The sequence below is a fragment of the Micromonospora sp. NPDC005710 genome (assembly GCF_040630995.1).
Taxonomy (GTDB): domain Bacteria; phylum Actinomycetota; class Actinomycetes; order Mycobacteriales; family Micromonosporaceae; genus Micromonospora.
Map to the genome: position 1 here is coordinate 33,401 of NZ_JBEXYP010000001.1, position 17,826 is coordinate 51,226.

Below are 17,826 nucleotides of genomic sequence, written 5' to 3' on the forward strand. Positions count from 1 at the left end.
GCATCCTTGACGTGCCGGACGACCGGGCCGGCAAGGTGCAGGTTTCCCGCGCTATCGCCACCGCGAAAGCTAAGGGTCTGATCCTGCCGCACTCGTCGGTTAGGTGTCTGTGGCTGCCCGAGGATGACCACAAGAGGGCCGGTAACGGCACTGCCAGGTGTTACACGCACAGTGTCAACCTGAGTTGGTGAGAGTAGCGATCCTGAAGGTTCCTTCAGTCTGCTAACACAAGTTGCTGTCAACGCTTAACACTTCCTGTGTCGTTGCAAGCCTCTGACCTGCGGGTTTCAGAACCTCTCTTATTCTAATAGAGGGGTTCCCGGCGTGGTTGAGGTGGTGGGGTTGGTGGAGCCTGCCAAGGTGGAACCAACCAGCAGCAATTACTAATGGCCGGCTGGTGTGCCGGCCCTAGTTAAACCCTCTGTTAACCATTGGTTGTTAAGTCGTTGCTGGTGCAACGGCAGTATTAAACGCCAAGGAAACAAAGGATCGGCCGTCAGAGCCGATCCGTAAAAAGGGAGGGGTTGTTATCAGTTCAACTACCTGCACTAAGTGCCGGAAGCTCATACCGCTTGGCAGCGGTAGTCGCTGCGACGGCTGTAAGCCAAAGCGGCGGCATGCCCTGTCAGCGCACCAACGGGGCTACACCGCCGAGTATCAGCGGAACCGGGCGCTAGTCCTGGCGGCCGGGCACGTCTGCTCACTATGCCGACGTAGGCCAGCGACCACGGCGGATCACATCCTGCCGCTCAGCAAGGGCGGCAGCAACGATCTAACCAACCTGCGGCCGGCATGCGGGCCCTGCAACTACGGTCGTGGCAACCGCGCGTAGGTGGCGCGGCTGGTCATCCTGGAGTCGTGACAACTCGCATCCGGCGGCGCGTCAACGCTGCCCGCCGCCAAGGCCCACCCCCGCCGCCTGCCAACCCTGGTCGCTCGTTCGCCCGTGACGTCTTGGTCAACGTCCTTGCCAACCTGATAGCCGCTGCCGTCATCTATCTGGCGGCGGTGCTCGCCGGCTACATCACAGCCGATCGGATAGTTACCACGCTCGCCGTGCTCTTGGTCTTGACCTCGGCTTGGCAATTAGTAACTCACCTGACCATGTTCGACCAGGTCAAACAGGAAGGTCTGTGGCGGAAGCGAATTTGGCTAGCATTTGCTGCTGGATGGCTTGGGTTCTTTATCGGGTCGCTCTTCATCTTAGTGAAGGCTTGGACGGACAGCCGGAGGTAGAGGTTGAAACTTCTGAGACACCTCTCCAAGGACCCACTGTATTAGGCGGATTTGAACGCGCATAACGTTTGTCTACAGGGCCGGCACTCCCGGCCCTTTTTCTATGCCTTGAGCTGCACAAACGAAGGAACATCCGTAACGACGCGCGTAACACGCGCATAACGCTTGAGGGGAGAGACGTTGAAGAAATGCACCTGTGGCCGGGCCTTGGCCCGTACCCGCATGGGAAACGCAAAGGCGACGTGCGGCCGTGCTGAGTGCGACCGACGACGACGGGCGGAGCGGCAGGCCGCGTACCGGGCGAGGAAATCGGGGAATGCACCACCTCGGGATGCCGGGAAGGCGGCCAAGCCCGCCGGGCCCGTTGAGGTTGACGGCCAGGACGTGCCCCTATGGGAAAAGCCCGTGAACTCACCGTGGGGGATGAAGTACGCCAACCATTCGGAGATGTGGGATGACGCGATGCCGTTCACTGGACAGACCGAGGACCGGCTAGGGATGTTGCTACTCACGGACGACCCGCGTTACCCGGGCCCGAATAGCTGGGTCCGCCGATGAAGGATTACAGGTGGTGCACCGGGTGCCGGGTCGGGCACCCGCTAGACGCTGATTTCTGCCCGGATTGGTTGGCCGCTTTGCGTGTCCGTGAGGCTCTGCTCAGCCAGCGTCGACAGGAATGGAAGCGGTCCCGGAACCGGGCACAGCGTTACCGAAATTGCATCGTGTGCTCTCGGAAGTTTGATGCCGGCCCGCCCAAGAAGGGGCGGCCTCAGGAGATGTGTTCTATCGCTTGCTACGACATCCGAGATAACGAGTTGCGGAAGCTGCGTCACGCTGGCATCTCTAGCCGCCCCAAACGGTCCACGCGCGGCCTAAAGACGCGGGGGGTACTCCGGGCCACCACTGACGTTTTGGACTTCTTACAGGCGTTCCCAGACGGATACCACTATGATAGTTTCCCGCACGCCGGTTAAAGCATAAGAACGTATGGCGAAGAACTGGAGTGGGTGAGGGGTTCGGCCGGACAACCGGCCGGGCCCCTTTTCTCTGTTGGAAGGGAGGGTTTGCATGGATCAGTTCGTGACCGCATTCCGGGAGCTTGATGCTCCCGACCTTGACGTTATGGCTGTTGAGTTCTATCGGCGCATGAACCGTTGCCTTGTCGACGGTAAGGACGGATGGGCGAACATTTACCGCTTGATCGCGGTAGCGGCCATTGATGCCCGATCGGAGAAGTAACCGCCGTGAGCGGAACAACTGAATAGACAACTCCACAACAACTCAATACGCGTCACAACCCGTTAGCCGTCCCGATTCCCGGGGCGGCTATTTCTGTTGATTGGAGAAACTGTCTTGACCGCTCTTGACAATGTTGCGCTGACCGCTAATCGTGCCGCGCTCGTTAACAACCTGATTGCTATTGCTGACAACCCGACCCTTCCGGTTGAGTCGCGTAACGCTGCGATCGAAACCCTCAACCCCGCCGACATTGAGCAGCGTACCGAGGTTGAGGCCGTGGAGAATCGCGCAGCCGTCCAGGCTGAGCAGCGTTCTGCTATCGCCGCTAACCCGGTTGGTGTTCCTAGTGGTGACCGCCAGGTGCGCGCGGGTGACCTGCTCGCGGCGGAGGCACGCGCCATTTCCGGCGCTGCCGGTATGGGTGCGGCTTTCACCCCGGCTGAGAACGCGAATTTCGCGGTCGATTTCCTCGCTAAGACCTCCGTTCTGTTCGCTAGTGGTGTCAACGTTCTCCGCACCACCGGGGACAGCATTGTGGTTCCCCACATGCTGAGTGACGGTATTGCCACCCCGGTCGCGGAGGGCCAGCCCCTGCCGATTTCTGACCCGAACGGTGAGAGTCTTACCGCTGTTATTCGGAAGTGGGCTCAGCAGACCACCATTAACAACGAGGTGATTGCGGACGCTAAGCCGTCCGTTCTCGATCAGGCTGCTAAGTCGCTTCTCCGTTCGGTGGCTTTGGGTTACGACAAGTCGGCGTTTGAGGGCACGGGGACCGCGCCCGACATTCGGGGACTCAAGAACGTTGCCGGTATCGGCACCTTCCCGATTACCGCCAACGGTTCGGCTATCACTAACCTTGACGCGATTGCGGACGCTCTGGCCCTGCTGGATGCCGCGAACGCCGACAGCGATAGCGCCGTCATCGTGATGCCTCCGCGTACCTGGTCCGCTATCACGAAGATTAAGCAGGCCACCGGCTCGAACCTCAGCGTTGTTCAGGACGCTTCCGGTAGTGCGTCGGGTGGTGTTGAGCGTCGGCTGTTCGGCCGTCGCGTATTCACCTCCGCGAACCTCACCCTTACTGAGGCTGAGGGCACGTCGGGCAACGTGTGCAACTCGATCTACGTTTACGTCCCGTCCGAGGTCTGGGCCGTGGTTCGTGAAGACACCCTTTACACGGTGAATCCGTGGGCCCTGGGCGCGTCGGATCAGACCCTTGTCACCGCGAAGTTCCGGGGTGACCTGCTGGTCCCCAACCCGTCCGCCGTGGTCCGCATCACGGGCGTCAAGTAACCAATCCGCATTGTGGCCCGGCCCCGTTTTGGGGTCGGGCCTTTTCTTCGTAAGGAGGTTACCTAATGGGTATTTTGAATCGGATTGTAGAACGTCGGGCGGCACCAGCACCTACTAGCGGTTTCGCTGAGGCGTTCACCCAGCAGGGCTCTACGTGGTCCGGCACCACCGTTACTCAGGATTCGGCGCTGACGCTTAGCGCCGTTTACACAAGCGTTTCCCTGATCGCTGACGCTGTTGCGAGCCTTCCCGTTGATGTTGTGCGGACTGTTGGTCAAACCCGCAAGTCGGCCACCGGGCCGGTATGGCTGACCAGCCCCAACCCGTTTGATACGCCGTTCGACTTCATGCAAAAGGTCATGACAAGCCTTTTGATGGATGGGAATAGCTTCGTCCGGGTGATCCGTAGCGGTCAGGGGAAGGTGGTTGCGTTGATTCCGCTTGATCCTCGCACGGTGCGGGTTGAGCTTACGAAAGATCAGAGCAGCGTCCTTTACAAGATTGGTGACGCAACCCTGTTCGCCCGGGACGTTGTGCACGTTAAGGGATTCGCCCAAGCAAACAGCTTGCGCGGCCTTTCTCCGCTTGAGTCTGCCCGACAGACCATTGGTGCCGGGCTGGCTACGCAGGAGTTCGGCGCGAGGTTTTTCTCTCAGGGGACCACTCTGTCAGGCGTAATCGAGCACCCCGGCAACCCAAAACCGGGTGAGGTTGCGGTCCTCGCCCGGATGCTCAAGAAGAGTAGAGGCCAGAAGAATTATCACTCTGTCGGCGTCCTTACCGGCGGTGCCAAGTGGACCTCGATTAGCGTTACCCCGGAACAGGCACAGTTCTTGGAGACGCAGCGGTTTAACCGGCTTGCTATTGCGGGCATCTTCCGGGTGCCCGCATACATGCTTGATCCGACGACGGCTAGTTCTTGGGGTTCTGGTGTTGAGGAACAGCATTCGTGGTTTGTTCAGCAGACGTTAACGCCGTGGCTTATCCGTATCGAACAAGCATTCTCGGCCCTGCTGCCTAACGGGCAGTCGCTGCAATTCAACGTGAATGCGCGTCTGCGGGTTAAGACGAGTGAGCGTTACCAGGCTTACCGGACCGCCATTGAAGCGGGTTTCATGTCTGTTGACGAAGTGCGGGCCCTTGAGGATCGTGAGCCGCTGCCCCCCGGCCAGGAGCAGCCGCACGGCCAGGGTAGTAACAGGGCGTAACGGATCACCGGAGGGCACAGCGTTAAGCATGTCAGGTTGTGCAAACTGTGCAAATAGAACGGTGGATGCCGACTCATCCTTTCGGTCATCCGCGCATGCAGCTCTATAGGGTTCTCTACCCAACCCTATAGGGATTCCTATTGAAAGTCCTTGGGAATTCCTGCGCAATTCGGAGAGTAGTTCTCGGCACAGCGTTAGGGCCGCTTTGCATGTGTCCGCTTGAAGTGCCTAATGTTTCTCCGGCAAGGTGGCGCAGTCACCGCCGAAGGAGAGGAGGCGTTACGCCGGAGTGTGCAGATGGTGAAGACGGTTCGGGGACAGGCGTTCCGGCTGGTCACTGACCACGACGGACTACGACGGACTACGACTGACTACGACTGAACAAACCCGCCTCTGCGAATGCTCGGTGGCGAGTTGCAGAGGCCGTGGACCGGGTGCGCCTGACTTGACCCGGGTTCAAGTTGCCTGTGCAATGAACCGCAGTGCAGAGCGACCCCTGATGCAGTCGCGTCGGGAAGCAAGCAACGCCCGGGATTCGGCCCCGGGCGCTGCGGTGGCTCAACACTGATCAAGTAAGTCCTACTCACTTCTAAATCGCGTGTTTTGGGAGAGCCAACGTGACCGTAGCCCCCGACGAGGAAAGCGTCAACACAACGGACCGCGATCACCCGCGAAAGCACTGGCTGGAGCTTTTGCCGCCGATCCTGCAAGGGTTGGCCGCACTGATGATCGCCACAGGCACCGTGTTGGCCCTCGTCCTCAAGTAGCGGCGGAGCGGGGCCCGACTTCATCCGGGCCCCGCTCGCTTGCATCCTGGCGCGATGTCCAGGCCAAGAACCTGTCGAACAACTCCCCCGGGTCTGGGGCCGGCTCGGGATTGAGCTTCATCAAATCCGCGGTGGCATCAAACAGCATCCCCGCCATGTAGACCGACAGGTTTACCCGGTTGGCCCGGTACTCCACCCGCAGCAGCATCCGGGCAAGCGGGCAGGGCCAGGTGCCGGCGCAGACCCGGCAGAGCCACGACGGCCGGCGCGGTAGGTGCTGGTGCACCGGGTGAAGGTTGCTCAACGGCTGACGGCCATGGACGGGTGAGGCGTTCGGCGCAGTCATCCCCCGATCGTGCTGCCGCTGTTACCGATCGTCAACCCCGATCGCTGTTCCCGATCGTCGGACTATCGGCAGTACCTACCGTCAACCCCGTGGACGAGTTCGTTGGGATCGGTGAGATACGGGACATGCTCGGTGGCGTGTCGCGCGCCAGGGCGTCCGTGATCGCATCCCGGCGAGACTTCCCCGCCCCGTATCAGGTGCTCAAGATGGGCCAGATTTGGCGACGCACCGACGTTGACAAGTGGATCAAAGAGCACCGGCCAGAATTGGCAGAGTGAGAGGCCCCGGATGACCGGGGCCCCTCTGCTGTTGCGGTCAGTCGACCGGCACAACCCGGTGAAGCTCCCACGTCGTGTAAACGCTGTCGCCGTCAACCTCTAGGTGGGTGCAGACAGCATCCGCCGGAAGTTGGGCGGCAAGCTCCGTCAGGTCCGCCGGAGTGACCGGCATGTCCAGCACTGCAATGAACTGGCCCAGGGTTTCTTCGGTGATCTTCAAGGGGTGTGCTCCTAAGCGGCGTTCAGGACGGTACGGAGGCGACGGGGGGTGATGCCGAGGGCGGCAGCCACCTTCTCACGGTTGTTGCCAGGTTCCGCCAGCATGGCGGCAGCTAGGCGGCGGGTTTCCGCTACTGGGCGACGCTTCCGCCGGGGCTGTTCAGGTTCCGGGTTGTCCGGCCCGCTGTGCGGGTCGCTGGGGCCCTCCGGGGTCACCTCCGGCCCCTGGGGTTGGGCGGCAGGTTCCGGGGCTTTCTGAGGCGTCACAACAGGTTCCGCCGGAACAACGGCGGCACGCCCGGACCGGGCGAGCACTTCCACGGTGAGCAACAGCGCGACAGCCGGCCACGCGGACACAACCCGGGACACGGCGTCAGGTTTCGCTACTAGGACGTTGGCCGCGAGGGAAGCGGCCACCCCGACCAGGAACGCCAACCAGGCGGACCAACGGGACCGCCGTCCGTCGTTGAGAGCCAGCGTGGCAACCAGGATCATTCCGTCAACAGACAGCGGCAGAAGCGTTGCCAGCAAAGGGGTTTGGCCCGCACGGAGAGCTAGCTCGCGCATGTGGTCGTAAGAGCCGACAGCCGCAATCACAGTGACCGCAACGGTTCCGGCCAGAGAGGCAACGCGACGGGCGTTCATCGGCCACCCGCCAGGGCCTCAGAGCGGCACGGGCCACAGTTGCCCCGAAGGCTGCCCCGGTGGACCGGGCAGGACTCACCACGGGCGACCGGGAGAGCGGCCCCACGCCGCTCCGGGTAGCCGTACGGCTGCCGCTGCGGCGGGTTGTTGTTCTTGACTCCGGGGAGGAATCGTCGGAGCGCGCCAGCGCGACCCTTCAACTTAGATTGATCTTCAAAACCCTTCGGGTGACGCTCATGGGTGTCATCCCCGGGCCGCCCGTTCGTCACCCCCTGGTGCTCACTGTCACCCCCGGACGGCTGTCCCGTCACCAGGCGGTAAACCCGGGTGGCGACGTTGGCGACCTGGCGCACGACCAGGCGGCCGAGCCGAACGAGCTTCGCGAGGCACCGTTGCACGGTGCGAGTCGACACGCCCGCGTACTCAGCGATCGTCGCCACGGACGGCCAAGCTTCCCCGTCGCGGTTCGTGTGAGCGGCAATCGCCACCAGGACCAGCCGCTCATTGGGGCGGAGGTCACGGGACGCCAGCAACACGGCCTTGACGGCGGCGGCACCACCTACGGGGGGCGTCTGGGTAGAGTCGTGCATGTCGGGGTTCCTCCCGGCCGGGGCTCCGGGCGGTTGGCAGACCGCGCCGGAGCCATTTTGTAGGCTTCCCTCATGTCGGGGCAGATCATTGAGGGCGTTTCCGTCGGGTGGGACAACATTCGGGAATGCTTCTCGCTCGACCCGGCGGTCAGCCACCTCAACCATGGCTCGTTCGGCGCGGCGCCGATCGGCGTGCAACGCGCCCAGCAGCGGCTGCGCGACGAGATGGAGGCGAACCCGCTGCGCTTCTTCACCAAAGGGCTGGTGGACCGGATAGCGCACACCCGCCGGCACCTCGCCGGGTTCCTGGGCGCCGACCCGGACGGCAGCGCCCTGGTGGGCAACACCACGACAGGCGTCGCCGTGGTCCTCCAGTCGGTGGGCCTTCGGGCCGGTGACGAGGTGCTGAGCACCGACCACGGGTACGGGGCGGTGAGCCTGGCCATTCAGCGTGAGTGTCGCCGCACCGGAGCGGTCAGCAGAGTTCTGCCGATCCCGCTGGCCGCCACCGACGAACAGATCGTGCAGAGCATCCGCGCCGGTCTGCGCCCCGGGCAGACCAAACTGCTCGTCGTCGACCAGCTCACCTCGGCCACCGCGAAGCTCTTCCCGACCGCCGCCATCGTGAAGGTGGCCCGGGAACACGGCGTGCCGGTCCTGGTGGACGCCGCGCATGCCCCGGGCATGCTGCCCATTCCGGTGGCGAGCATCGACGCTGACTTCTGGGTGGGCAACCTGCACAAGTGGGCGTACGCCCCGCGCGGGACCGCGCTGCTGGCGGTGGCACCGCAGTGGCGGGACCGGATCGAGCCACTCGTGGTGTCCTGGGAGCAGGAGTCGGGTTTCCCGGCCCGGATCGAGTGGCAGGCGACTCTCGACTACACGCCCTGGCTGGCTGCCCCGGCGGGCCTGTTCACGATGCGCAGCCTCGGCGTGGACCGGGTGCGGGCGCACAACGCCGCGCTTGCCGCGTACGGCCAGCGGGTGGTGGGGGACGCTCTGGGGGTGGCCCCCGCCGACCTGCCCGACCCCGGCGGGCCGGGGGTGGCACTGCGGCTCATCCCGCTGCCACCCGGCACCGGCACCACTATCGCCGCCGCCCAGGCGTTGCAGGCGCGGATCGGTGAGCGGCTCGCCGCCGAGGTGGCGGTGATGAGCTGGAACGGCCGAGGGTGGCTGCGGCTCACCGGCCAGGTCTACAACGCCGCCGACGAGTATGAACGGCTCGGCGTGCGGCTGCCGGCACTGCTCGCGCAGCGCTGACCGGACGGCCGGGAGCGGAGAGCGAGACCCTGTCGACCGGGAGCAGGCGCACCGGGCCGAGGCCGAGCAGGGCCAGCGGGTCGAGGTAGTCCTCGCCCCGGCGCAGACCCCAGTGCAGGCACGCCTCGCTCGGGCAACCCGGGTGCCCGGGCAGCAGCTCGCCCAGCGGGGCGCCGGCGGCGACGGGCTGGCCGGCGCGGACGGCGGGTTGGACCGGTTCGTGGGTGGTCCGCAGCCCGTCGGCGTGCCCCACGGTGACCACCGGTCGACCGGCCACCGGGCCGGCGAAGAGCACGGTGCCGGGCCCGGCGCTGCGGACCACGGTGCCGGCCGGGGCGGCCAGGTCGACGCCACGATGGCCGGGGAGCCACGGTTGGGGCGGCGGGTCGAACCGGCGGACCGGGCGGGGTGGCCCGTCGACCGGCCAGCGGAACCGCGCGGCGGGCACTGGCCCCGCGACCGGGACCGTCAGGGCCGCGACCGGCATGGTCGGTGTCGGTGGTTGGCCGGGCACCGCCGCGACCAGCACCGCCAGGCCGCAGAGCTGGACGGTGAGCGCGAGCGGGAGCGCGGCGCAGAGCAGCACGGTACGGCGGATCGAAGGGGCGGATGGCTGTCGCATGACGGCAGCCTTCGGCCAACCTCGGGTCGTCCGCCAGCCCGGCCGACCGTCCTGTGGACAACCGGAGGCGCTGTGGACGACCACCCGACGGCTTCGATGATCTGCTATGCCCGCCGCTTCACGGCGAGGTCACCACCATTGCTCGTTGGACCCGGTCTCGTAGTCGTACTCCTCGACGTGCTCCCACTCCTTCCCGGTCGCCGCCTGGTAAGCGTTCGAGGGCACGTCGAGGATCGTCTCCGCGTGAGCGGCGTCCACGCTGGTGAACCGCGCGAACGCCGCCGGGTCGGCCAGCACGGCTTCGACCGCTGTGGGCCCCGCCACCACCACCGCGCAGCGCGCGTAGAGGAAGCCGTCATCGGACAGTTCAGGGGCATCCGGCGGGACAGTCTGAGCGAGTACCCGACGGTCCAGTCGGTAGAGCGTGAACGCGAGCGTCTCGGCGAAGCCGATGATCCGCTCTTCCGGCTCCTCCGCCAGCATCGCGGTCAACCGCTCGTACGGCCCGTCGTCCTGGACCTCGGGCCGACCACCCAGCACCGCGACGAGTCGCCAGAATTCCTCATCCGCCATCATCACAACCCCCAATGATCGCCCGGATCGACAGGTAACGGCCCGTCGACCCCACGCCGCCGTACCTCCGGTGCCGTTTTCGCGCCGCCACCCAGGGCCTAGGCTGGGCCGCGTACGGCGGGTGCCGCCGTCTGCACCGGGGAGGCCCGCATGACCACTCTCGATGACCTGACGTCGTCCTCCGCCGGGCCGGCGGTGGCCGACGTGAGCGGCCCGTCCCGGCTCGCCGCGCCGGACGAGACGATAAGCGCCGAGGAGTTGCAGCTCGCGGCCCGCAACCACGGCATCCCGTTGGAGGCACTGCGCTACGACGTCACCCCGGCCGGGCTGCACTACCTGCTGATCCACTACGACATCCCGGAACTCGACCCGGCCACGCACACCCTCAGCATCGGCGGGGCGGTGGACCGGCCGCTGACGGTCACACTGGCCGACCTGCGGGAGCGGCCCCGGGTCACCCGGCAGGTGACGTTGGAGTGCGCCGGCAACGGGAGGGCCCTGCTGCACCCCCGGCCGGTCAGCCAGCCCTGGCTGGTCGAGGCGGTCGGCAACGCGGAGTGGACCGGCACTCCCCTCGCTCCGCTGCTGCGCGAGGCGGGCATCGACCCGGACGTGGTGGACGTGGTCTTCACCGGCGCCGACCACGGTGTGGAGCGCGGGATCGAGCAGGACTACCAGCGGGCACTTCCGGTCGCCGACGCGCTGCGCGAGGAGGTGCTGCTGGCGTACGAGATGAACGGTGCTCCCCTGCTGCCACAGCACGGCGCGCCGCTGCGGCTGATCGTGCCGGGCTGGTACGGCATGGCGCACGTGAAGTGGGTCCACTCCATCGAGCTGCGGACCGAGCCGTTCGAGGGGTACCAGAACGCGGTGGCCTACCGGGTACGCCGCGACGCCGACGACCCGGGCGTGCCGGTGACGCGGATCGAGCCGCGGGCCCTGGTCCGCCCGCCCGGCTTCCCCGACTTCATGTCCCGCCGGCGGGTGCTGCGGCCGGGGCCGTGCACCCTGGATGGTCGGGCCTGGTCGGGTCACGCGCCGGTGATCGCCGTGGAGGTGACCACCGACGGTGGGGAGAGCTGGGCGCCGGCCGAGCTGGACCCGACGGGCGCGGGGGATTTCGCCTGGCGGCGCTGGCGGCACGAGTGGGTCGCCACCCCCGGCCGGTACGTGCTCGGCGCGCGGGCCACCGACGCGTCCGGCCGGACCCAGCCGGTCGAGCAGGAGTGGAACCGTGGCGGCTTCGCCAACAACATGATGCAGCGGGTCGAGGTGGTGGTGCCGGCCGAGTGATCGGCGGCGGGTGTCACGCCACGGGTGGGGGCCCGTGGCACTGCCGGGCGGCTGAGGTGCGCTCAGCCGCCGAAGCCGGAGTCGGCGGGCAGCGAGATGTCGGGCTTCTCCAGCTCCTCGACGTTGACGTCCTTGAACGTCATCACCCGGACGTTCTTTACGAAGCGGGCCGGACGGTACATGTCCCACACCCAGGCGTCGTGCATCTCGACCTCGAAGTAGACCTCGCCGTCGGAGTTGCGCACGTGCAGGTCGACCTGATTGGCCAGGTAGAACCGACGCTCCGTCTCCACCACGTAGGAGAACTGGCGGACAATGTCGCGGTACTCCCGGTAGAGCTGCAGCTCCATCTCGGTCTCGTACTTTTCGAGATCTTCCGCGCTCATCGCACTCCGCCTTCCATGGCCACATCTTCCCCCACCGACGTCGGAGGCCGAAGCTGCTCGCCCAACGCCACGCCGACGGTACCCCCTGACGCCCACGAGCGCTCCATCGGCTCATCCGAGCCGTGGCCGCCGGGCCGTCGGGCGCGCGGCGGCCGGCCGTCGCGGCCGGAGACCGCTGCGACATTGACGTACGAGAACCGGTGCTCCCGGCACGGCCCGTGCTCCCGCAGCGTCGCCGAGTGCTCCGGGGTGATGTAGCCCTTGTGCTCGGCGAAGCCGTACGCCGGGTACACCGCGTCCAACTCCACCATGAGCCGGTCCCGGGTGACCTTGGCCAGCACACTCGCCGCCGCCACACACGCTGCCACCCGGTCGCCCTTCCACACGGCCAGCCCGGGCACACCCAGGCCGTCCACGCCGAAGCCGTCGGTGAGCACGTACTCCGGGCGGGTGGTGAGCGAGGCGAGCGCCCGACGCATCGCCGCCAGGTTGCACACGTGCAGGCCACGGGCGTCGACCTCGTCGGCCGGGATGACCACCACGGCGTACGCGAGCGCCCGGTCCACGACCTCCGCGTACACCCGTTCCCGGTTGGCCGGGGTGAGCAGCTTCGAGTCGGCCAGCCCTTCGATCTCGCCGCGCCGCCCCTCCGGCAGGATCGCCGCGGCGGCGACCAGCGGACCGGCGCACGCCCCCCGGCCGGCCTCGTCGGCGCCGGCGACGTGTCGGAAGCCACGCCGCTGCAATGCCCGCTCCAGGGCGTACAGGCCGGCCTCGCGGCGCACCACTGTGCGCGGCGGGGTCAGCACGACGCCTCGCCCCGGCCGGCGGTCGACAGCCCCAGCCGGGTCAGCAGGGCGGGCAACTCCGGCGGGTAGAACCGGTCGCCGCTGGCCACCAGCTCGTCGGGCAGCCACCAGCGGTGGTCGGCGATGCTGCGCCGCTCGACGTCGTTGAAGCCCGTGGTGTCCACCTGCCAGGACTCCACCCGGAAGAGGAAGAAATCCTGCTCCTGGCGGTACCAGGTGCCGTCGAAGGAGAACTCCGTCGCGTCGGACCAGACCGACTCGCCCAACTCGGCCGGGTCGAGCCGCAGACCGGTCTCCTCGGCCAACTCCCGGGCCGCACCCGCCGCCGGGGACTCCAGCGGATCAAGCCCACCGCCCGGAGTGAACCAGTATCGGTGCCCGGGTCGGGCCGGGTCGAAGCCCTCGAAGAGCAGGACCCGGCCGGCCCCGTCGACGAGCAGCACGCGGGCCGCGCGTCGAGGGGTGTAGGCACGGTCGGCACTGTTCGCGCCTGCGGGGCTCGCACGCTCACTCCTCGCGCTCACGGTCACCGCACCAGCCTGCCAGACCGGCGGCGGATCGCCCACGCCCCCGTCGGCCTACGGCTTGGGGATGCCGTCGAACCCGTCGGGCACCGTCAACCAGGTGGCCCGGTTGACCGGCCAGAACACCGTGAACGCCCGCCCGACGACGTCGTTCTCGGGGATGGTCGCCTCGGTGATGTTCTGCCCGGACTGCTGCCAGTGCTCCAGCGAGTCACCGGAGGCCGAACGGTGGTCGCCCATCACCCACAGCCGGCCCTCCGGCACGGTGATGTCGAACTCCTGGTCAGCGGGCTTGTCGCGGACCCCGTCCAGGGAGAAGATGTACGGCTCGTCGAGCGACTTGCCGTTGATCATCAACCGTTCCTCCGGGTCACAGCAGACCACGTGGTCGCCGGGGATGCCGATCACCCGCTTGATGAAGTCCTCACCGTCGGGGTTACCGCTCCACTCGGTCGGAGCCTTGAACACGATCACCTCACCGCGGTGCGGTGACCGGAAGTCGTAGACCAGCTTGTTGACCAGCACCCGGTCATCGATCTTGAGAGTGTTTTCCATGGACGGGGAGGGGATGAAGAAGGTCTGCAGCACAAAGGCGCGGACCAGCACCGCGACCAGGATCGCCACACCCAGCAGGATCGGCAGCTCCTTCCAGAAGGAGCTGCGCGGCTTGTCGGTCTGCTCGTCAATCACGCCAAGGAGCCTACGTTGCTCGGCTGGACGGCACCGTCCGGAACGCGCGGGAACCACGGAGCGCGGCTGCCAACGGAAGCATCAGCAGCGCACCGCCCTCAGGAGTGGGTCGTACCGGAGGGACGCCGGAGGACGCGGTGGCCGGACCGGACACGTCCTCGAACGTCGACGGCACCGACAGCGAAGCCCATCGTGACGAGGGCCAGACCACCATGAAGGCACGGCCGACCACGTTGTCGATGGGCACCGGCCCCTGGCACCGCGCGTCCTGGGAGACCTCACGGTGGTCGCCCATCACGAAGATCTGACCGGGTGGCACGACGATCTCGTCGAAGCGCCGGGAGCGACACTCCGCCGGGTTGGGTGGCAGGTCCAGTGGTGAGTCCCGCAGGACGTACGGCTCGTTGAGGGGGGTGCCGTTCACGGTCACCCGGCCCTGACTGTCGCAGCACTTGACCCGGTCGCCGGGAAGACCGATCACCCGCTTGATGAAGTCCTTCTCACCGGGGCGGCTCACCCCGACCAGGTCGCCGACAGTGCGGGCGAGCCGACCGGCGACACCGGGCTTCGGCTGCTCGTCGACCTGCGGCGCCCAGCGGTCGGTGCCCCGGAAGACCACCACCTCGCCCCGCAGCGGGTCCCGAACGTCGTACACGACCTTGTTGACGAGCACCCGGTCACCGACGAGGAGGGTGTCCTCCATCGAGCCGGACGGGATGAAGAACGCCTGGAGCAGGAAGGTGCGGATCAGCACCGCGAGGCAGAACGCGACAACAAGCAGCAGCGGCAGCTCCTGCCAGAGCGGCATCTGCCGGCGGGTGCGGCGAGCCCGTCGGCGCCACGGATCGACGGTGCCGTCCTCGTCAAGCGTCTGCACCACGCCACTCCCCGGTCCGCAGAAACACCACCGCCCGGGAGCCTCGTCGAGGCTCCACGGGCGGCAGTGGACAGCTGCCCGCCAGGTTGGCGGGACCGCCGCCTCGCTGCGCCCGTACGACCAGGGTAGTGCGCTCTGGTCGGTACGGCATCCGCGCAGCTCGGGCGGCGTGGCGAGCGGGAAGTCAGCTGGGCTGCTTCTCCCGCTTCTCCTTGATCTTGGCCTTCTTGCCGCGCAGCTCGCGCAGGTAGTAGAGCTTGGCGCGACGCACGGCACCGCGGGTCACGATCTCGATCCGGTCGATGCCCGGGCCGTTGAGCGGGTAGGTCCGCTCGACGCCGACACCAAAGCTGATCTTGCGGACCGAGAAGGTCTCGCGCAGACCGTCACCCTGGCGGCGGATCACGACGCCCTGGAAGATCTGGACACGGGACCGGTTGCCCTCGACGACTCGGGCGTGCACCTTGACGGTGTCACCGGCCCGGAAGTCGGGAAGGTCGGTCCGCTTCGACTGGGCGTCAAGGGCGTCCAGGATGTTCATCGCTGCGTCCTCGTAAGGCTCACGGCGCACCGTCACTCGGTGCGCGGGTGGGTGATTCTGATCCCCGGGTGATGATCGGCGGACCGACCCCGGTCGGAGATCCTCGCAGCCACCCGCGGGCGCGGACGGATGCGGCAACCCCCCTACTTTGCCACATCCCCCGGTGCAGGTTGAAATCCGGCCTGATCCAGGGCCGCGATGTCCCGTTTGTCGAGCCGATCGGCCGGCAACGCGGCCAATAGGTCCGGACGGCGGGCGGCGGTCCGCAGCAGACCTTCCTCACGCCGCCAGCGGGCGATCTTGCCGTGGTCACCGGAGCGGAGGACCTCGGGCACGTCGTGCCCACGCCAACTCGGCGGCTTGGTGTAGATCGGCGCCTCCAGCAGCCCGTGGGCGTGCGACTCCTCGTCCAACGAGCCCGCGTTGCCCAGCACCCCCGGCAGCAGCCGGGTGACCGCCTCCAGCATCACCAGGACCGCTACCTCACCGCCGAAGAGGACGTAGTCACCGAGCGACACCTCGGTGACCGGCATCCGGGTGGCGGCGTGCGCCAGGACCCGCTGGTCGATCCCCTCGTAGCGGCCGCAGGCGAAGAGCAGATGCGACTCGGCCGCCAGCTCGTACGCCATGGCCTGCGTGAACGGAGCACCGGCCGGCGACGGCACCAGCAGCCTCGGCGATGGGGCGTCGACCGGCGCGAGGGCGTCCAGAGCCTCACCCCACGGCTCCGGGCGCATCACCATCCCCGGCCCGCCACCGTAGGGGGTGTCGTCGACGGTGCGGTGCACGTCGTGGGTCCAGGTCCGCAGGTCGTGCACGGCGAGCTGGAGTACGCCGTTGGCCCGCGCCCGTCCGATCAGCGACAGGTCCAGCGGGGCGAAGTACTCCGGAAAGATCGACACGACGTCGACGCGCATGCGGGCTGGTCCTAGAGGTCGAGCAGGCCGGCTGGCGGGTCGACGATCACACGTCCGCCGGCCAGGTCGACCTCGGGAACGATTGCCCGGACGAACGGGATCAACGCGGTACGCCCCTCGGGGCGCCGCAGCACCAGCAGGTCGGACGAGGGCGCGTGGTCGATCCGGGCTACCTCGCCCAGGTGTTCGCCGGTCGGCGTCACCACGGTCAACCCGACCAACTGGTGGTCGTGGAACTCCTCCGGGTCGTCCGGTGGGGCCACGTCGGCGCTGTCCACCACGAGCAGGGTCCCGCGCAGCGCCTCGGCGGTGTTGCGGTCCAGGATGCCGTCGAACGCGATCAGCACCCGGCCCTGATGGAAGCGCGCTTCCTCGATGGTCAGCTCCGCGGGCACCTGGAACGGCACCCCGGGCTCATCGGCGGTCGGAGGGGGTGTCGCCCCTGGCTCAATGTTGCGCGGAGGCGGGGGTGTCGCCCCCGGCTCAGTGCCCGGCACAGTGTGGCGCGCAGGCGGGGGTGTCGCCCCCGGCTCAGTGCGCAGCACTGTGCCGGGGGCGAACCGTGCCTCGGGCTCGTCGGTCCGCACCTCCACGGTGACCTCACCACGGACACCGTGCGGCTTGCCGATCCTGCCGATGACGAGTTGCATCAGTACGAGTCGACAATGTCGACGCGAACCCCGCGGCCGCCGATGGAGCCGATCACCTGGCGCAGCGCCTTGGCGGTCCGGCCGGACCGCCCGATCACAGTGCCGAGGTCCTCGGGGTGCACGCGGACTTCGAGCCGCTTGCCCCGACGGGAATCGACAAGCCGCACCCGGACGTCATCCGGGTGGTCGACGATGCCCTTGACCAGGTGCTCCAACGCCGGACGCAGTGGCATGTCAGGCCTGCTCACCGGCGTCGGCAGCGGCCGGGGCCTCGGTCTTCGGCGCCTCGGCGGCCGGAGCCTCAGCCTCGGTCTTCGGAGCCTCGGTCTTCGGAGCCTCGGCGGCCGGAGCCTCAGCCGGAGCCTCGGTCTTCGGAGCCTCGGCAGCCTTGGCGGCCTTCTTGGCCGGCTTGGCCGGGGTCTCCGGGGCGAGCCCGGCGGCGGCCTTCGCCTCAGCCTCGTACGCCGCCTTGCGGTCGGCCCGCTCGGGGGCGACCAGGAGCGGCGGCGGGGCCGGCAGGCCCTTGTACTTCTGCCAGTCACCGGTCAGCTCCAGCAGACGCTGCACCGCCTCGCTCGGCTGAGCGCCGACGGACAGCCAGTACTGGACCCGCTCCGACTTGACCTCGATGATCGAGGGGTCTTCCTTGGGCTGGTACACCCCGACGAACTCGATCGCCCGACCGTCACGCTTGGTGCGCGAGTCGGCGATGACGATGCGGTACTGCGGGTGGCGGATCTTGCCCATCCGCAGGAGCCGGATCTTTACGGCCACAGTTGTTACGCTCCTGTTGCGATCTCACCGGCCCAGGCGGGCGGTGTGCATGGGTGAGCGCCGACCGGACCCGTGGGGTTGGG

At 67.2% G+C, this 17,826-nt stretch carries 25 protein-coding genes; 9 read left to right on the forward strand and 16 right to left on the reverse strand.

The annotated features are described in order from the left end of the window. The first annotated feature begins 679 nt into the window (after positions 1 to 679). The 6 genes from ABZ406_RS00140 (at position 680) to ABZ406_RS00165 (ending at position 5,746) form a co-directional block, all read left to right on the forward strand. The gene (locus ABZ406_RS00140; RefSeq protein WP_357755446.1) at positions 680 to 832 is read left to right on the forward strand and encodes an HNH endonuclease; all 153 of its coding nucleotides are present in this window, start codon (positions 680 to 682) and stop codon (positions 830 to 832) included. A gap of 26 nt (positions 833 to 858) precedes the next feature. Then, positions 859 to 1,236, forward strand: coding sequence for a hypothetical protein (locus ABZ406_RS00145; RefSeq protein ID WP_357754517.1), 378 nt, complete (start codon positions 859 to 861; stop codon positions 1,234 to 1,236). 1,068 nt (positions 1,237 to 2,304) lie between these two features. After that, the gene (locus ABZ406_RS00150) at positions 2,305 to 2,475 is read left to right on the forward strand and encodes a hypothetical protein (RefSeq protein WP_357754520.1); all 171 of its coding nucleotides are present in this window, start codon (positions 2,305 to 2,307) and stop codon (positions 2,473 to 2,475) included. Between the two features lie 114 nt (positions 2,476 to 2,589). Continuing rightward, positions 2,590 to 3,771 carry a phage major capsid protein gene (locus ABZ406_RS00155; protein ID WP_357754522.1) on the forward strand — a complete coding sequence of 394 codons (1,182 nt, stop codon included), beginning with the start codon at positions 2,590 to 2,592 and terminating at the stop codon, positions 3,769 to 3,771. A gap of 65 nt (positions 3,772 to 3,836) precedes the next feature. Next, a complete protein-coding gene (locus ABZ406_RS00160) occupies positions 3,837 to 4,979 on the forward strand; it encodes a phage portal protein (protein ID WP_357754525.1) in 1,143 nt (380 codons plus the stop codon). Positions 4,980 to 5,596: 617 nt separating this feature from the next. Further along, positions 5,597 to 5,746 carry a hypothetical protein gene (locus tag ABZ406_RS00165; protein WP_357754528.1) on the forward strand — a complete coding sequence of 50 codons (150 nt, stop codon included), beginning with the start codon at positions 5,597 to 5,599 and terminating at the stop codon, positions 5,744 to 5,746. On the opposite strand, the gene ABZ406_RS00170 is transcribed toward ABZ406_RS00165, so the two are convergent. Then, complete coding sequence (locus ABZ406_RS00170; protein ID WP_357754530.1) at positions 5,739 to 6,092, reverse strand: hypothetical protein; 354 nt, start codon at positions 6,090 to 6,092, stop codon at positions 5,739 to 5,741. The genes ABZ406_RS00165 and ABZ406_RS00170 overlap by 8 nt on opposite strands. An 89-nt stretch (positions 6,093 to 6,181) precedes the next feature. Here ABZ406_RS00170 and ABZ406_RS00175 point away from each other — a divergent pair, with 89 nt between their 5' ends. Further along, positions 6,182 to 6,370 carry a hypothetical protein gene (locus ABZ406_RS00175; protein WP_357755473.1) on the forward strand — a complete coding sequence of 63 codons (189 nt, stop codon included), beginning with the start codon at positions 6,182 to 6,184 and terminating at the stop codon, positions 6,368 to 6,370. A 37-nt stretch (positions 6,371 to 6,407) separates the two neighbouring features. On the opposite strand, the gene ABZ406_RS00180 is transcribed toward ABZ406_RS00175, so the two are convergent. Genes ABZ406_RS00180 through ABZ406_RS00190 form a run of 3 tightly spaced genes read right to left on the reverse strand, consistent with a single transcriptional unit; the run spans position 6,408 to position 7,989 of the window. After that, entirely contained in the window at positions 6,408 to 6,590 is a 183-nt protein-coding gene (locus tag ABZ406_RS00180) for a hypothetical protein (RefSeq protein WP_357754532.1), read from the reverse strand. 11 nt (positions 6,591 to 6,601) lie between these two features. After that, positions 6,602 to 7,234 (reverse strand): DUF2637 domain-containing protein, encoded by a 633-nt coding sequence (locus ABZ406_RS00185; protein WP_357754534.1) that lies wholly within the window; start codon positions 7,232 to 7,234, stop codon positions 6,602 to 6,604. Continuing rightward, complete coding sequence (locus tag ABZ406_RS00190; protein ID WP_357754538.1) at positions 7,231 to 7,989, reverse strand: helix-turn-helix domain-containing protein; 759 nt, start codon at positions 7,987 to 7,989, stop codon at positions 7,231 to 7,233. Before ABZ406_RS00190 ends, ABZ406_RS00185 begins: the two co-directional genes overlap by 4 nt. On the opposite strand from ABZ406_RS00190, the gene ABZ406_RS00195 reads away from it, so the two are divergent. Continuing rightward, positions 7,897 to 9,087: an aminotransferase class V-fold PLP-dependent enzyme gene (locus ABZ406_RS00195; RefSeq protein WP_357754541.1), complete on the forward strand. Its 1,191-nt coding sequence runs from the start codon at positions 7,897 to 7,899 to the stop codon at positions 9,085 to 9,087. The genes ABZ406_RS00190 and ABZ406_RS00195 overlap by 93 nt on opposite strands. On the opposite strand, the gene ABZ406_RS00200 is transcribed toward ABZ406_RS00195, so the two are convergent. Both ABZ406_RS00200 and ABZ406_RS00205 read right to left on the reverse strand, forming a co-directional pair. Then, complete coding sequence (locus ABZ406_RS00200) at positions 9,008 to 9,709, reverse strand: M23 family metallopeptidase (protein WP_357754544.1); 702 nt, start codon at positions 9,707 to 9,709, stop codon at positions 9,008 to 9,010. The two genes, ABZ406_RS00195 and ABZ406_RS00200, sit on opposite strands and share 80 nt — an antisense overlap. Positions 9,710 to 9,838: 129 nt before the next feature. Then, complete coding sequence (locus ABZ406_RS00205; RefSeq protein WP_357754546.1) at positions 9,839 to 10,282, reverse strand: DUF4240 domain-containing protein; 444 nt, start codon at positions 10,280 to 10,282, stop codon at positions 9,839 to 9,841. 150 nt (positions 10,283 to 10,432) lie between these two features. On the opposite strand from ABZ406_RS00205, the gene ABZ406_RS00210 reads away from it, so the two are divergent. Beyond that, the gene (locus tag ABZ406_RS00210; RefSeq protein ID WP_357754548.1) at positions 10,433 to 11,575 is read left to right on the forward strand and encodes a sulfite oxidase; all 1,143 of its coding nucleotides are present in this window, start codon (positions 10,433 to 10,435) and stop codon (positions 11,573 to 11,575) included. 62 nt (positions 11,576 to 11,637) lie between these two features. Here the strand turns inward: ABZ406_RS00210 and ABZ406_RS00215 are convergent, their stop codons facing one another. The 10 genes from ABZ406_RS00215 to rpsP form a co-directional block, all read right to left on the reverse strand. Next, positions 11,638 to 11,961: a DUF2469 domain-containing protein gene (locus ABZ406_RS00215; RefSeq protein WP_007075222.1), complete on the reverse strand. Its 324-nt coding sequence runs from the start codon at positions 11,959 to 11,961 to the stop codon at positions 11,638 to 11,640. After that, positions 11,958 to 12,770, reverse strand: coding sequence for a ribonuclease HII (locus ABZ406_RS00220; protein ID WP_357754552.1), 813 nt, complete (start codon positions 12,768 to 12,770; stop codon positions 11,958 to 11,960). Before ABZ406_RS00220 ends, ABZ406_RS00215 begins: the two co-directional genes overlap by 4 nt. Continuing rightward, positions 12,764 to 13,294 (reverse strand): NUDIX domain-containing protein, encoded by a 531-nt coding sequence (locus ABZ406_RS00225; RefSeq protein ID WP_357755448.1) that lies wholly within the window; start codon positions 13,292 to 13,294, stop codon positions 12,764 to 12,766. The genes ABZ406_RS00220 and ABZ406_RS00225 overlap by 7 nt, the downstream gene beginning before the upstream one ends. A gap of 54 nt (positions 13,295 to 13,348) precedes the next feature. Next, the gene (lepB, locus tag ABZ406_RS00230) at positions 13,349 to 13,984 is read right to left on the reverse strand and encodes a signal peptidase I (protein WP_357754554.1); all 636 of its coding nucleotides are present in this window, start codon (positions 13,982 to 13,984) and stop codon (positions 13,349 to 13,351) included. A 10-nt stretch (positions 13,985 to 13,994) separates the two neighbouring features. After that, on the reverse strand, positions 13,995 to 14,864 hold the full coding sequence (gene lepB / locus ABZ406_RS00235) for a signal peptidase I (protein ID WP_357754556.1): 870 nt from the start codon (positions 14,862 to 14,864) through the stop codon (positions 13,995 to 13,997). A gap of 181 nt (positions 14,865 to 15,045) precedes the next feature. Further along, entirely contained in the window at positions 15,046 to 15,402 is a 357-nt protein-coding gene (gene rplS / locus ABZ406_RS00240) for a 50S ribosomal protein L19 (protein ID WP_357754559.1), read from the reverse strand. 143 nt (positions 15,403 to 15,545) lie between these two features. Further along, the gene (gene trmD, locus ABZ406_RS00245) at positions 15,546 to 16,319 is read right to left on the reverse strand and encodes a tRNA (guanosine(37)-N1)-methyltransferase TrmD (RefSeq protein ID WP_357754562.1); all 774 of its coding nucleotides are present in this window, start codon (positions 16,317 to 16,319) and stop codon (positions 15,546 to 15,548) included. Positions 16,320 to 16,330: 11 nt separating this feature from the next. After that, positions 16,331 to 16,969, reverse strand: coding sequence for a ribosome maturation factor RimM (gene rimM, locus ABZ406_RS00250; protein ID WP_357754565.1), 639 nt, complete (start codon positions 16,967 to 16,969; stop codon positions 16,331 to 16,333). Beyond that, entirely contained in the window at positions 16,969 to 17,229 is a 261-nt protein-coding gene (locus ABZ406_RS00255; RefSeq protein WP_186718042.1) for an RNA-binding protein, read from the reverse strand. Before ABZ406_RS00255 ends, rimM begins: the two co-directional genes overlap by 1 nt. Then, positions 17,204 to 17,743, reverse strand: coding sequence for a 30S ribosomal protein S16 (rpsP, locus tag ABZ406_RS00260; protein ID WP_357754568.1), 540 nt, complete (start codon positions 17,741 to 17,743; stop codon positions 17,204 to 17,206). The genes ABZ406_RS00255 and rpsP overlap by 26 nt, the downstream gene beginning before the upstream one ends. Positions 17,744 to 17,826 lie beyond the last annotated feature (83 nt).

What these genes read in the sequence shown, in the direction of transcription:
- ABZ406_RS00150 (WP_357754520.1), top strand. Translation starts at nt 2,305, where the DNA reads ATGGATCAGTTCGTGACCGCATTCCGGGAGCTTGATGCTCCCGACCTT.
- ABZ406_RS00160 (WP_357754525.1), top strand. Translation starts at nt 3,837, where the DNA reads ATGGGTATTTTGAATCGGATTGTAGAACGTCGGGCGGCACCAGCACCT.
- ABZ406_RS00170 (WP_357754530.1), bottom strand. Translation starts at nt 6,092, where the DNA reads ATGACTGCGCCGAACGCCTCACCCGTCCATGGCCGTCAGCCGTTGAGC.
- ABZ406_RS00185 (WP_357754534.1), bottom strand. Translation starts at nt 7,234, where the DNA reads ATGAACGCCCGTCGCGTTGCCTCTCTGGCCGGAACCGTTGCGGTCACT.
- ABZ406_RS00195 (WP_357754541.1), top strand. Translation starts at nt 7,897, where the DNA reads ATGTCGGGGCAGATCATTGAGGGCGTTTCCGTCGGGTGGGACAACATT.
- ABZ406_RS00190 (WP_357754538.1), bottom strand. Translation starts at nt 7,989, where the DNA reads ATGGTTGAGGTGGCTGACCGCCGGGTCGAGCGAGAAGCATTCCCGAAT.
- ABZ406_RS00200 (WP_357754544.1), bottom strand. Translation starts at nt 9,709, where the DNA reads ATGCGACAGCCATCCGCCCCTTCGATCCGCCGTACCGTGCTGCTCTGC.
- ABZ406_RS00205 (WP_357754546.1), bottom strand. Translation starts at nt 10,282, where the DNA reads ATGGCGGATGAGGAATTCTGGCGACTCGTCGCGGTGCTGGGTGGTCGG.
- ABZ406_RS00210 (WP_357754548.1), top strand. Translation starts at nt 10,433, where the DNA reads ATGACCACTCTCGATGACCTGACGTCGTCCTCCGCCGGGCCGGCGGTG.
- ABZ406_RS00215 (WP_007075222.1), bottom strand. Translation starts at nt 11,961, where the DNA reads ATGAGCGCGGAAGATCTCGAAAAGTACGAGACCGAGATGGAGCTGCAG.
- rplS (WP_357754559.1), bottom strand. Translation starts at nt 15,402, where the DNA reads ATGAACATCCTGGACGCCCTTGACGCCCAGTCGAAGCGGACCGACCTT.
- trmD (WP_357754562.1), bottom strand. Translation starts at nt 16,319, where the DNA reads ATGCGCGTCGACGTCGTGTCGATCTTTCCGGAGTACTTCGCCCCGCTG.
- rimM (WP_357754565.1), bottom strand. Translation starts at nt 16,969, where the DNA reads ATGCAACTCGTCATCGGCAGGATCGGCAAGCCGCACGGTGTCCGTGGT.